The sequence below is a fragment of the Roseateles sp. genome, assembly GCF_052436255.1.
GTDB lineage: Bacteria > Pseudomonadota > Gammaproteobacteria > Burkholderiales > Burkholderiaceae_C > Pelomonas.
Genome location: NZ_JBQVNP010000040.1, coordinates 24,398 through 37,047, shown reverse-complemented (window position 1 = coordinate 37,047; position 12,650 = coordinate 24,398). Strand labels below are relative to the sequence as shown.

Below are 12,650 nucleotides of genomic sequence, written 5' to 3'. Positions count from 1 at the left end.
GGCGCGGCAGCGTCCGCCAGCGCGTTCTCGATCAGCGAGCCCTGCAGCGGCGCGGCGTCGGCGGCGACGACCGCCTCCTCGCCGGCCGTGGCGTCCTGGCCGTCGACCGCGCCCTCCTCGCGCCGATTGCGGTTGCGATTGCGGCCACCACGGCGGCGGCTCTCGCGCCCGTGGCCTTCGCCGGCGTCGTCGCCTTCGACCTGGGGTGCGACTTCGGTGCCGACGTCGACGGGGCCTGCAGCGGCTTCAACGGGCGTGTCAGCGGCTGCATCGGCACCCGCTTCGGCACCACCCTCGCCACCGGCCTGGTCCTCACGGTCACGACCACCACGGCGGCGGCGGCGGCCCCGGCCTTGGCGCTCTTCACCGGCCGGAGTGTCACCGGTGGGCGGCAGGGCAGCCTCGGCTTGGCTGTCGACGAAGGCCGGCGGTGCGTCGTGGACGGCAGCCAGCTCATCCCCCAAGGGCGCTGCGACCGGCATGACCGCCACGGTCTCAGCGGCCTGGCGTTCCTGGCGCTCGCCGCGCGGGCGGCGTTCGCCACGCTCAGCGCGCTCACCACCGCGGTCGTTGCGCTCACCACGCTCGGCGCGTTCAGCCCGCTCCGGACGCTGTTGCTCGGGCTTGTCGCCAGCGGCTTCAGCGCGCTTGCTGCGGTCGCCACGCTCCGCGCGGTCACCCCGTTCAGCGCGCTCTGCACGAGGCTCGCCCGGCTTGGCGTCGCGGCGGCCACCTTGGCCACCACCCCGCGACTCATTGCGGTCGCCCCGCTCACCGCGTTCGCCACGTTCGCCACGTTCACCGCGGCGGCCACCGTCGCGTCGGCCATCGCGGCCGCCTTCGCGCTTGGGCTTGTCGGTTGCGGCCGGTGCTGCGGCGGGCGCCTGGACGACGGGCGCCGGGGCTGCTTCAGGGGTGTCGCCACCGCTGAAGAAGCTCAACAGGCGGCTGAAGAAGCCCTTGGAAGCCGGGGCCGGGGCCGCGACCACCGGGGCGGGCGCAGGTGCTGCCGCCACCGGGGCAGGGGTCACCGGCACGGGCACCGGCATGGGCGCGGGCTGTTCGGGCAGGATGCCCTTGATGACGGGTTCCTGCTTGTTCTTCTTTTCGACGTCGCCACGGCGCGTGATGCCGACTTCGTCGGTCGGCTCCTCGATCATCGTGTAGCTGGCCTGCAGATTCTCCAGGCGCGGGTCGTCGTGGCGCAGGCGCTCCAGCTTGTAGTTCGGCGTCTCCAGGTGCTTGTTGGGCACCAGCAGCACGGTCACGCGCTGCTTGAGCTCGATCTTGGTGATCTCGGTGCGCTTCTCGTTGAGCAGGAACGAAGTGACCTCCACCGGCACCTGCACATGCACGGCGGCGGTGTTGTCCTTCATGGCCTCTTCCTGGACCATGCGCAGGATCTGCAGCGCGCTGCTTTCCGTGTCGCGGATGTGGCCGGTGCCATTGCAGCGCGGGCAGGTGATGTGGTTGCCTTCGCTGAGCGCCGGGCGCAGGCGCTGGCGGCTCATTTCCAGCAGGCCGAACTTGCTGATGGAGGCGAACTGAACGCGGGCGCGGTCGCTGCGCAGTGCGTCACGCAGGCGCTGTTCGACGTCACGGCGGTTCTTGCTCTCCTCCATGTCGATGAAGTCGACGACGATCAGGCCGCCGAGGTCGCGCAGGCGCATCTGGCGGGCGATCTCGTCGGCCGCTTCGAGGTTGGTGCGGGTGGCGGTTTCCTCGATGTCGGTGCCGCGCGTCGAGCGGGCCGAGTTGACGTCGACAGACACCAGCGCCTCGGTGTGGTCGATGACGATGGCGCCGCCGGACGGCAGGGTCACCGTGCGGCTGTGGGCCGTCTCGATCTGGTGTTCGATCTGGAAGCGGCTGAACAGCGGCGCGTCGTCACGGTAGCGCTTGACGCGATGGCCCTGGTCGGGCATCACGTGGTTCATGAACTGGTGGGCCTGCTCGAACAGGTCGTCCGTGTCGATCAGGATCTCGCCGATGTCGGCGGTGAAGTAGTCGCGGATCGCGCGGATCACCAGGCTGGATTCCTGGTAGATCAGGTAGGCACCCTTGCCGCCCTGGGCCGCGTCGTCGATCGCGGTCCAGAGCTTGAGCATGTAGTTCAAGTCCCACTGCAGCTCGGGCGCCGAGCGGCCGATGCCGGCGGTGCGGGCGATCAGGCTCATGCCCTTGGGATACTCGAGCTGGTCGAGGTTCTCCTTGAGCTCCTCGCGGTCCTCGCCCTCGATGCGGCGCGACACGCCACCGCCGCGCGGGTTGTTGGGCATCAACACCAGGTAGCGGCCGGCCAGCGAGACGAAGGTCGTCAGCGCCGCGCCCTTGTTGCCGCGTTCTTCCTTCTCGACCTGTACCAGCAGCTCCTGGCCTTCCTTGATCGCGTCCTTGATGGTCGCGTTCTTGACGTCGGTGCCTTCACGGAAAAAGGAGCGCGAGATCTCCTTGAAGGGCAGGAAGCCGTGGCGGTCCTCGCCGTAGTCGACGAAGCAGGCTTCGAGCGAGGGCTCGACCCGCGTCACGACCGCCTTGTAGATATTGCCCTTGCGCTGCTCGCGCCCTTCGATTTCGGTCTCGAAGTCCAGCAGCTTCTGGCCATCAACGATTGCGAGGCGCCGCTCTTCGGGCTGCGTCGCATTGATCAGCATGCGTTTCATGTCATCTCCTCGCGCGCCGGGCTGGCATCGAGCCGCCGCAAAACGCGCACGTTCATCACGCCGCCCGAAGGCAGCATCAAGATGCACGGGCGATGGCTGAGAACCGAGGAAGGAATCGCCCTGGACCGAAAGCGCAGCCAACCGGATGGGTCAGCAAGCCTTCGGCGTTGGCGCGTGCATCGCAACAGGACTCAAGCGAGCCGAGCCGCCGGCTCCCGCGCGCACCCGCCCGGCAAGCCTGAAGGCAGGCCGGGGCAGGGCGGCCACACCGGCTTCAAGCCGGGGCCGCAGGGGTGCGTGTGGGGGAGGGGCATGCTCATCCGCGTGGGCTGCTGGACGCTGGTGACAGCTCGCACGGCCGCGAGGCCTGGGCGTTCTGTCGCCATGGAAACCTTGTTATCTGCGCGCGCCGCTTGCTGAATTTGCAGCGGGACTCGCGGGTTCTTGTGTCATCGCTCTGCCGCGTCGGGCAGCGGGCCGTTCACTCACTCGGGGAGGAAACCTGCCGACCGTCTTTCGCGTTGCATCGCCGGTGGCCGTCGGGCTTTCGCCCCGTCGGCCACACGTTGTCGCCGCTAAAATCAACCAAATCAAATACTTACGGCAGCAACGTGGTGAAAAGGATTATAGGGGCAGGCCAAGTGCCGCCCGACACCACGCAAACCCAGCCCTCTGCGAGTACGGCACCGGCCGTGCGCCGGGTCACGGTGGACGAAGGCTCGGCGGGGCAGCGGCTGGACAACTTCCTGTTGCGCGAGCTCAAGGGCGTGCCCAAGACCCATGTCTACCGCGTCATCCGCGCGGGCGAAGTGCGGGTCAACAAAGGCCGGGCCCAGGCCGACACACGGCTGGTGATCGGCGACGAAGTGCGCATCCCGCCCGTGCGCCTGCCCGAGCGCCCGACCCTGCCCGAAGCGCCGGCGCGCGAGTTCCCGGTCATCTTCGAGGATGAGCACCTGCTCGTCATCGACAAGCCGGCCGGCGTCGCGGTGCACGGCGGTTCCGGCGTGAGTTACGGCGTCATCGAGGCCTTGCGCCGCTCACGGCCGACGGCCAAGTTCCTGGAGCTGGTGCACCGGCTTGACAAGGAAACCTCGGGTCTCTTGATGATTGCCAAGAAGCGCAGCACCTTGGTCGCCCTGCAGGACCAGCTGCGTGAGCGCGAGACCGGCAAGACCTATGCCGCCCTGGTCTGGGGGGAGTGGCCGGCCAGGCTCAAGGTCATCGACGTGCCGCTGGTGAAGTTCGTCGGCAGCGACGGCGAGCGCTGGGTGAGGCCGGGCAAAGCGGACGAAGAAGAAGCCAAGCGCTCGATCAGCCTGGTCAGGGTGATGCAGAAGACCCAGGACTTCAGCCTGCTCGACGTCACCATCAAGACCGGTCGCACCCACCAGATCCGCGTCCACCTGCAGCAGGCCGGCCACGCCATCGTGGGCGACCCCAAGTACGGCGACTTCGAGCGCAATCGGGAGCTGGCGCGCGGGGCGGCCCGGTTCGACCGCATGTTCCTGCACGCCCGCAGGCTGCGGTTCACCCATCCGGCCACCGGGGCCGAGTTGACGCTGGAGGCGCCGCTGCCGCCGGAGTGTGCGAAGCTGATGAACCCATGAGACCCCAACGTTTTGACCTGATCGCCTTCGACTGGGACGGCACCCTGTTCGACTCCACGGCGTTGATTGCCCGCTGCATCCAGCGCGCCGCCGTCGACATCGGCCTGCCCGAGCCCGGCTTCGAGAACTGCCGCTACGTCATCGGCCTGGGCCTGCGCGATGCGCTGGAACACGCGGTGCCCGGCCTGGCCGAGGACCGCTACCCAGAGCTGGGCCTGCGCTACCGCCACCATTACCTCGCCGCCGAACACGAGCTGTCGCTGTTCGAAGGCACGTTGGAGATGCTGGAGGCGCTCAAGGCCCGCCACCACTGGCTGGCCGTCGCCACCGGCAAGAACCGCGTGGGCCTGGACCGGGTCCTGGCGTCGAGCGCGTTGGGCCATCTGTTCGACGGCACCCGCACGGCCGACCAGACACGCTCCAAGCCGCATCCGCAGATGCTGCTGGAGCTGATGCGCGAGTTCGGCGCCGAGCCCGAGCGCACGCTGATGATCGGCGACACCACGCACGACCTGCAGCTGGCCGCGAACGCCGGCACGCCCTGCGTGGCCGTCAGCTTTGGCGCGCATGACCACGCCACCTTTGCCGAGTTCAACCCGCTGTTCGTCGCCCATTCGACGCGCGAGCTGCACGACTGGCTGATTCAGAATGCCTGAGCCCGAGATCGCGCCGCCCCAGCGCCTGTGCGTCTCGACCGAGCTGGAAGAGCGCGGCAAGGCGGTCAGCTTCGATGTCATCCAATGGCGCGAGCCGGTGCGCGCCTTCGCGCTGCGCTACGAAGGCCAGGCCGTGGCCTACCTGAACCGCTGCGCCCATGTACCTGCCGAGATGGACTGGCAGGAGGGCGAGTTCCTGGATGGCGACAAACGCTTCATCATGTGCAGCATCCACGGCGCCGTCTACGACCCGCTGACCGGCCAGTGCCTGATGGGCCCCTGCAACCGCTCGCGGCTGACCAAGATCGAACTGACGGAGCGCGAGGGCCAGGTCTACTGGCACCCCACCCGCGACACCAGACCCGCTTTTGAAGATTGACATGAGCACCACCGACGACGACCTGCCTCCCCCCATGCAAGAGCCCGTCGGCGTGCCGCCGTCGCCCGCGCTGGCGCCGCAGCACGAGGCCGTGCTGGCGCAGCTGGCGCGCGAGTTCCTGCGCGAGCGGCGCGTCGAGCGGCGCTGGCGAACGGCGTTCCGGCTGTTTTGGCTGGCGCTCGCCGCGCTGCTGGTCTACAGCGTGTGGCTGCAGGGGCGGCTCGTCACCCCGTCGACGGCGCCTCACACGGCCCTGGTCGAGGTGCGCGGCGAGATCGCGGTCGACAGCGATGCGAGCGCCGAACTGCTGGTGGCCGCGTTGAAGGATGCCTTCAAGGACCAGGGCGCCCAGGCCGTCGTGCTGCGCATCAACTCGCCGGGCGGCAGCCCCGTGCAGGCCGGCATCGTCCATGACGAGATCAAGCGCCTGAAGAAGCTGTACGACAAGCCGGTCTACGCGGTCGTCGAGGAAATGTGCGCCTCCGGCGCCTACTACATCGCCGCCGCTGCCGACGAGATCTTTGTCGACAAGGCCTCCCTCGTCGGTTCCATCGGCGTGCTGATGGACGGTTTCGGCTTTACCGGGCTGATGGACAAGGTCGGCGTGGAGCGCCGCCTGCTGACTGCCGGTGAGAACAAGGGCATGCTCGACCCGTTCAGCCCCGAGGATCCCAAGCAGCGCGCCTATGCCCAGGCCATGCTGGACCAAATCCACCAGCAGTTCATCACCGTCGTGCGCGAGGGCCGCGGCAAGCGCCTGAAGGAAACGCCCGATACCTTCTCAGGCCTGATCTGGAACGGCGAGCAGGCCGTCAAGCTGGGCCTGGCCGACCGCCAGGGCAGCCTCGACTACGTGGCTCGCGAGATCGTCAAGGCCGAGGAGGTCGTCGACTACACGCCGCGTGAAAACGTCGCCGAGCGCCTGGCCAAACGCTTCGGCGCGGGTGTCGGTGCCGGCGCGGTCAAGACGCTGCGGGAGCTGGCGCCCATTCGTTGAAGACGGCGCCTGGCGCCCCCCTACAGGAACCGAAACGCCATGACCACCGCTCCCCGCTTCGACTGGACGACCGGCTATCCCAGCCAGCGCAGCCCTTTGTTCGCGCGCAACATCGTCTCGACCTCGCACCCGCTGGCGGCGCAGGCCGGGCTTGAGATGCTGCGCCAGGGTGGCAACGCAGTCGACGCGGCCATCGCCACGGCGGCATGCATGACGCTGGTCGAGCCCTGCAGCAACGGCCTCGGCTCGGACGCTTTTTGCATCCTGTGGGACGGGCAGCAGTTGCACGGCCTCAACGCCTCCGGCCCGGCGCCCGCTGCGTGGACGCCGGAGTTCTTCGGCACTCAGGTCATGCCCAAGCGTGGCTGGGGCGCGGTCACCGTGCCCGGCGCGGTCGGTGCCTGGGCCGCATTGAGCGAGCGCTTCGGCAAGCTGCCGTTTGCCGACCTGATGCAGCCCGCCATCGAGATCGCCGAGCGCGGCTATGCCGTGCCGCCCATCGTCCAGGGCAAGTGGACGATGGCCGCGGCACTGCATGAGCTGACGTCGCAGCCCGGCTTCGCCGAAGCCTTTTTGCCGCATGGCCGTGCGCCGGAAGTCGGCGAGCTGTTCCGCTTTGCCGATGCGGCGCGTAGCCTCAAGCTGATCGCGCAATCCCGCGGTGAGGCCTTCTATCGCGGCGAGATCGCGCAGGCCCTGGCCCGCTTCGCGCGCGAGACCGGTGGCGCGCTGACCGCGGCCGACCTGGCCGCCTACCAGCCTGAATGGGTCACGCCGCTGGCCAAGGATTTCGCCGGCCACACCCTGCACGAGATCCCGCCCAACGGCCAGGGTATCGCCGCACAGATGGCGCTGGGCTTGCTGGAGCACCGCGACGTGACGGCGCACGCGGTTGACAGCGCCGAGGCCCAGCACCTGATGATCGAGGCGATGAAGCTGGCTTTTGCCGATGTCTACCGCAACGTGGCCGAGCCGGGTGCGATGCAGGTCAGCGCGGCACAGCTGCTGGACCCGGCCTACCTCGCCGATCGCGCCAAGCTCATCGACCCGGCTCGCGCCCAGGTCTTCGGCGCCGGCAATCCGATCAAGGGCGGCACCATCTACCTGACCGCGGCTGATGAGTCCGGGATGATGGTGAGCTTCATCCAGAGCAACTACTTGGGCTTCGGCTCGGGCCTGGTGCTGCCGGGCTATGGCGTCAGCCTGCAGAACCGCGGCCATGGCTTCACGCTGGAAGCCGGCCACCCGAACCAGGTGGCGCCGGGCAAGCGGCCTTTCCACACCATCATCCCGGCCTTCCTGACGCGGGACGGCGCGCCGGTCATGAGCTTCGGCGTGATGGGCGGCAACATGCAGCCCCAGGGCCACATGCAGACCCTGGTGCGCATGCTCTGCTACGGCCAGAACCCGCAGGCCGCCTGTGATGCGCCGCGCTGGCGCTTCAACGAAGGCCTGTCCATCAACATCGAGCCGCACATGCCGGCGGCGACCATCGAGGCCCTGCGCGCCCGCGGCCATGAGGTCGGCGACATCCACGACAGCTACCAGGACTTCGGCGCCGGTCAGTTCATCTGGCGGCTGGGCGAGCCGGGTGCCCACGGCTATGTGGCCGCCAGCGACCCGCGGCGTGATGGCACGGCTGTCGGTTACTGAAGCCACGCCCATTTCGCAGCGTTAGGATGCCGCGCATGACCAAGCTGCTCGACCTCGACTGACGCCCACGCGCGTTGCCTTCCCTGGCGGGGCTCACCCGCCCGTCGAGTCCTGTCGGAGCTTCCAGCGTCATGTTCTCCAAGTTCTTCACTCTCGCGCCCGGCGACCTGCTGCGCGATGCGGTCTACCGGCGGCTGTGGTCGTCCATCCTCATCTCCTCGCTCGGTGGCCAGATCACCATGCTGGCCCTGCCGTTGACGGCGGCGGTGCTGCTCAACGCCAGCCCCACCCAGATGGGCACGCTGCAGGCGATGGAGATCCTGCCCTTCGTGCTGTTCTCGCTGCCGGCCGGTGTGCTGCTGGACCGCTGCGCCAAGCTGCCCGTCTACATCTGGGGCGAGAGCCTGCTGGCCGTCGCCGTGGCCACCGTGCCGCTCGCGGCCTGGCTGGGCGTGCTCAGCATGCACTGGCTCTATATCGTCGGCTTCGTGCTGGGCTGCGTCTACACGGTGGCCGGCAGCGCTGCGCAGATCGTGCTGACCCAGGTCGTGCCGCGCGAGCGCCTGGTGGAGGCGCATGCCAAGAATGCGCTGGCGTCGTCGGGCGCCGAGGTGGCCGGCCCCGGCTTGGCCGGCGCCCTGATCAAGCTCTTCGGCGCGCCGCTGGCGCTGGCGGTCGATGCGTTGCTGCTGCTCGTTTCGGCGGCCATCCTGCGCGGCGTCCAGGTCAAGGAGACGTTGTCGACGCGCAGTGGCCAGGGCTTCTGGATCGAACTCAAGGCCGGCTTGCGGTTCGTGCGCGAGCGCCGGCTGCTTGTCAGCCTGGCCGCGGCCACCGGCGGCTGGCAGCTCTTCCACAACGCGGCCTTGGTTGCGCAAATCCTGTTCGCCACGCGCGAGCTGAAGCTCTCACCGCAGACGGTCGGTTTGTCTTACATCGCGCTCGGCGTCGGCACGGTGCTGGCGAGCTTCTTCGGCCACCGCATCAGCCGCCGCATCGGCCCCGGGCCCTGTCTGGTGCTGGGTTATGCGGCCTGCGGCCTGGGCTGGGGCCAGCTCGCCCTGGCGCCGTCCGGCGCGGCGGGTGTTGCCAGCTTTTGCGCGATGCTGTTTTCCTTCGGCGTCGGCGCCGTGCTGATCTTCATCAACTTCCTGTCACTGCGCCAGGCCGTCACGCCCGCGCCCATGCTGGGCCGCATGACGAGCACGATGCGCTGGCTCATCCTGCTGCCGGCCGGCCCCGGTGCGCTGATCGGCGGCTGGCTGGGCGAGCATGTCGGCCTGCGCGCGGCGCTGGGTTTTGCCGGCGCCGGCGCCTGCCTGCTGGCGCTGTGGGCCTGGCGCAATGAGGTCATCCGCGACGTGCGCGAGCTGCCCAAGCCTGTTGAAGTGGTGACGGCATGACAGATCCTCTGCTGATCGACATCCCGGAGCGCCTGGCCGGCGAACGCACGCTGCTGCTCGCCCCGCGCGCCGGCACGGGTGCGGAAATGGCCGTCGTCATCACACAGTCGCTGTCGCACCTGCGGCCGTGGATGCCCTGGGCGCAGGAGGCGCCGACGGCCGAGAGTTCGGAGCTGGTGGTGCGGCGCATGCAGGCCGACTTCATTGCCCGGCGCGACCTCTGCTTTCAGATCTATACCCGGCGCCCGGACGGCAGCCCCGGCCGACTGCTGGGCGGTACCGGCCTGCACCGCATGGACTGGGCGGTGCGCAAATTCGAGATCGGCTACTGGATCCGCCCCGAGGCCGCCGGTCGGGGCCATGTCAGCGAGGCGGTGCGCTTGCTGACGGCGCTGGCCTTCGACCAGCTGGACGCGCGGCGTGTCGAGATCCGCTGCGACGCGCGCAACCTGAGGAGCCGGGCCGTGGCGGAGCGCTGCGGCTTCGAGCTGGAAGGCGTGCTGCGCTGCGAGGCGCTGGGCATCGACGGCACGCCGCGCGACACCGCCGTCTATGCACGGCTGATGTAGCGGTGCGCGCGCACGCGCGTGACAGATCCTCTGCTGATCGACGTCCCGGCGCCGGGTACCTGTGCAGAGGCCGCTGTAAAGGTGCCATAACAGGAGCTTCAGTTCTTTGGTTTGGCGAACACCCGCACTTCGCTGAGTTGGGCCGGGTGGTCGGGCTTGACGGTCGGGAAGCGGATGCGCAGGTAGGCCGCCGTCGGGCTACCGTCGTACAGCGCGACCTCGTGGTTCTTGCGGCGCTCCTTGACCTCGGCGACCTGGCGCCAGTTCGTCTGGTCGGTGCTGATTTCCACGACGAAGGGCGGGCTGCCGTCGTCGGGCATCTGCACCGACAGCCAGTGCAGCGCATAGACGTTTTCCAGATGGCCGACCCACCAGGCCTCGCCGCTGGTGGCATCGGCGCGCCAGAAGGTGTCCGCGTTGCCGTCGTTGGCCAGCGGTGCGGCGTGGCCGGGCGCCGAGCCGCTGGTGGCCGTGGGGCGGCTGGTGGTCACGTTGATGGGGTCGTCCGGCAAGGACTTGCGGTCGATGGGCGGGTAGGTGATGACCGGCTGGTCGGGCGCCAGCGGCGACACGCCCGGCACGAAGCGGTCGGGGCCGGTGGTCGTGATCGTCAGCCTTGCGGGCTTGAGGCCGGGCGAGGTCGCCTCGATGACGGTCTGGCCGGCGAAGTAGGAGCGCAAGGTGATGGCTGCCTGGCCGTCGCGGATGGCCACCAGCGACTTGTGGCTGAAGGCGATGCTGCGGCCGGTGGGGAATTTGCCGGGGCCGCTGACGATGGCGAGCGTCACATCGGGTGAGTTGCTCAAGGCGCGGCCGGCTTCGTCGTGCACGCTGACAACCACGTGCGCATCGTCCAGGCCTTGGGTGCCGTGGATGACCGTCAGGTGCGCTTTCAGTTGCAACTGCGCCGGCTTGCCGTCCACCGGCCAGACCGGCTCGGGGATGCCGCGGTAATGCGTGCGGTACCAGTGGTACTGGCGCTTGGGCAGGCGGAAGTAGTCGACGAAGCCGGTGGCGCCGAACTCGATGGAGGCGATGGAGCCGTGGTCGAAGGCGCACCACAGCGCCTCGCCCGAGCGCCAGGGGTAGCGCCACGAGAAGGGCTTGGGGTTGGCCTTCTGGTCGGGCGTGTCGGGCATCAGGCCGTAGCCGGGCTCGAAGGCGCCCGGGCGGTCCGTCATGGTCAGGCCGTACTCGGAGACCATCGACGGGATGCCGGGGTTCTGGAAGCTGGCAATGGAGGCACCGTCACCGTTGTAGCCGGCGATGTCGCCCAGCTTGTCGATGTCACCGCGCTGCGCGCCGCCGATGGCGATGGGGCGGGTCGGGTCTTGCGTGCGCATGAAGGCCACCTGGCGCTTCAGGAAGTCGCGCATCGGCTGCATGGCCTCGCCTACCGTGAAGAAGGGCTCGTTGCTGGCGCTCCAGACGACGATGGACGGGTGGTTGCGGTGGATGCGGATCATCTCCGCGGCCTGCTGGAGCACACTGGCCTCGAAGTCGGGCCGGTCAGCCGGATCGGGCGGGTAGGCGCTGGACAGCCAGCTGCCCTCGCCGCCGAAGCCGCCAATGCCCCAGAACGGCGCCTCCGACCAGAACAGCAGGCCGATCTCGTCGGTGGCCTTGGAGAAGGCCGGCGAGTGCGGGTAGTGCGAGCCGCGGATGAAGTTCATGCCCGCGTCCTTGACCATCTGCACATCGCGGCGGGCGGCGCCATCGGTCACCCCGTCGCCCCAGCCGGCCTGGTCCTGGTGCACGTTGGCGCCGGCCAGGTAGTAGTGCATGCCGTTCAGGAAGAAGCCCTGGTCGGCGGTGAATTGGATGGTGCGGATGCCGAAGGGTGTCTCGAAGCGGTCCACCGACCTGCCGTTCACCGACACATGGCTGACGAGCTTGTAGAGGTAGGGCGTTTCCGGCGACCAGAGCCGGGGCCGGGCGAGCTGGGGCAGGGTCTGGTCTTCATGGACCATGCCGCCCGCGGGTAGCAGGCGTTCGCTGCGGTGCCGGGCCAGGCGCTGGCCGGAAGCGTCCAGCACCTCGGAGACCAGCTCGACGCGGACGGCGTCGGTGCGTGCATTCCTCAGCTCGGTCTGCACGCGCACGGTGGCCTGGTCGGCCGACACCTGCGGCGTCGTAACGAAGGTGCCGTACCAGGCCACGTGCACCGGGTCGGTCATCACCAGGCGCACATTGCGGTAGATGCCGCCGGAGAACACATGCTCGCCGGCGCGCGGCGCCACACGGGCGTTCCACTCGTTGTTGACGTGAACGGCCAGCAGGTTGCGGCCGGGCTTGACGTGGGACGTGATGTCGATGCTGAAGCCGGTGTAGCCGCCCACATGGCGGCCGGCCTTTTGCCCGTTGACCCAGATCACGGCGTCCTGGAACACGCCGTCGAACTCCAGCGTGATGCGCTTGCCGCGGCTGCTTTCCGGCAGGTCCAGCTGCTTGCGGTACCAGCCGTGGCCCACGTAGAAGCCGGTGCCGAGGAAGTAGGGCTGCGAGAAGGAATGGGGCAGGTCGGCGCGGCCCCATGTCGAAGTGTCGTGATCGGCAGCCTGGGCATTGGCCGGGTTGCCGCGCGTGAACACCCAGTCGCGGTTGATGACCTCGCTGGTACGCGCGGAGGCACAAGCTAGGGTGGCGAGCAGGCCCAGGCACAGGGCCGCTGCAAGACGGAAGAAGCTGTTCATGTCGACTGCGGTTGCCTGGGCCTCGTC

9 protein-coding genes are annotated in these 12,650 nt (G+C 68.9%); 7 read left to right on the top strand and 2 right to left on the bottom strand.

Annotated features, from left to right (window positions below; genetic code table 11):
* On the bottom strand, nucleotides 1-2,663 hold a 2,663-nt coding region (locus ACT6S0_RS11645; RefSeq protein WP_444764015.1), incomplete at its 3' end, for an Rne/Rng family ribonuclease.
* A 641-nt stretch (nucleotides 2,664-3,304) separates the two neighbouring features.
* Here ACT6S0_RS11645 and ACT6S0_RS11640 point away from each other — a divergent pair.
* The 7 genes from ACT6S0_RS11640 (at nucleotide 3,305) to ACT6S0_RS11610 (ending at nucleotide 9,930) form a co-directional block, all read left to right on the top strand.
* Nucleotides 3,305-4,273, top strand: a complete 969-nt coding sequence (locus tag ACT6S0_RS11640) for an RluA family pseudouridine synthase (protein ID WP_444764014.1) — start codon at nucleotides 3,305-3,307, stop codon at nucleotides 4,271-4,273.
* On the top strand, nucleotides 4,270-4,929 hold the full coding sequence (locus tag ACT6S0_RS11635; RefSeq protein WP_444764013.1) for an HAD family hydrolase: 660 nt from the start codon (nucleotides 4,270-4,272) through the stop codon (nucleotides 4,927-4,929). The genes ACT6S0_RS11640 and ACT6S0_RS11635 overlap by 4 nt, the downstream gene beginning before the upstream one ends.
* Nucleotides 4,922-5,308, top strand: a complete 387-nt coding sequence (locus tag ACT6S0_RS11630) for a Rieske (2Fe-2S) protein (RefSeq protein ID WP_444764012.1) — start codon at nucleotides 4,922-4,924, stop codon at nucleotides 5,306-5,308. Before ACT6S0_RS11635 ends, ACT6S0_RS11630 begins: the two co-directional genes overlap by 8 nt.
* 1 nt (nucleotide 5,309) lies before the next feature.
* On the top strand, nucleotides 5,310-6,305 hold the full coding sequence (locus ACT6S0_RS11625; protein WP_444764011.1) for a S49 family peptidase: 996 nt from the start codon (nucleotides 5,310-5,312) through the stop codon (nucleotides 6,303-6,305).
* Nucleotides 6,306-6,344: 39 nt separating this feature from the next.
* Nucleotides 6,345-7,958 carry a gamma-glutamyltransferase family protein gene (locus tag ACT6S0_RS11620; protein WP_444764010.1) on the top strand — a complete coding sequence of 538 codons (1,614 nt, stop codon included), beginning with the start codon at nucleotides 6,345-6,347 and terminating at the stop codon, nucleotides 7,956-7,958.
* Nucleotides 7,959-8,089: 131 nt separating this feature from the next.
* Nucleotides 8,090-9,361: an MFS transporter gene (locus ACT6S0_RS11615; RefSeq protein ID WP_444764009.1), complete on the top strand. Its 1,272-nt coding sequence runs from the start codon at nucleotides 8,090-8,092 to the stop codon at nucleotides 9,359-9,361.
* Nucleotides 9,358-9,930: a GNAT family N-acetyltransferase gene (locus ACT6S0_RS11610; RefSeq protein ID WP_444764008.1), complete on the top strand. Its 573-nt coding sequence runs from the start codon at nucleotides 9,358-9,360 to the stop codon at nucleotides 9,928-9,930. Before ACT6S0_RS11615 ends, ACT6S0_RS11610 begins: the two co-directional genes overlap by 4 nt.
* 98 nt (nucleotides 9,931-10,028) lie before the next feature.
* On the opposite strand, the gene ACT6S0_RS11605 is transcribed toward ACT6S0_RS11610, so the two are convergent.
* The gene (locus ACT6S0_RS11605; RefSeq protein ID WP_444764007.1) at nucleotides 10,029-12,623 is read right to left on the bottom strand and encodes a glycoside hydrolase family 2 TIM barrel-domain containing protein; all 2,595 of its coding nucleotides are present in this window, start codon (nucleotides 12,621-12,623) and stop codon (nucleotides 10,029-10,031) included.
* Between the last annotated feature and the right edge of the window lie 27 nt (nucleotides 12,624-12,650).

Coding starts and splice junctions, on each gene's coding strand:
- ACT6S0_RS11635 (WP_444764013.1), top strand. CDS start 4,270: ATGAGACCCCAACGTTTTGACCTGATCGCCTTCGACTGGGACGGCACC.
- ACT6S0_RS11630 (WP_444764012.1), top strand. CDS start 4,922: ATGCCTGAGCCCGAGATCGCGCCGCCCCAGCGCCTGTGCGTCTCGACC.
- ACT6S0_RS11625 (WP_444764011.1), top strand. CDS start 5,310: ATGAGCACCACCGACGACGACCTGCCTCCCCCCATGCAAGAGCCCGTC.
- ACT6S0_RS11620 (WP_444764010.1), top strand. CDS start 6,345: ATGACCACCGCTCCCCGCTTCGACTGGACGACCGGCTATCCCAGCCAG.
- ACT6S0_RS11615 (WP_444764009.1), top strand. CDS start 8,090: ATGTTCTCCAAGTTCTTCACTCTCGCGCCCGGCGACCTGCTGCGCGAT.
- ACT6S0_RS11610 (WP_444764008.1), top strand. CDS start 9,358: ATGACAGATCCTCTGCTGATCGACATCCCGGAGCGCCTGGCCGGCGAA.
- ACT6S0_RS11605 (WP_444764007.1), bottom strand. CDS start 12,623: ATGAACAGCTTCTTCCGTCTTGCAGCGGCCCTGTGCCTGGGCCTGCTC.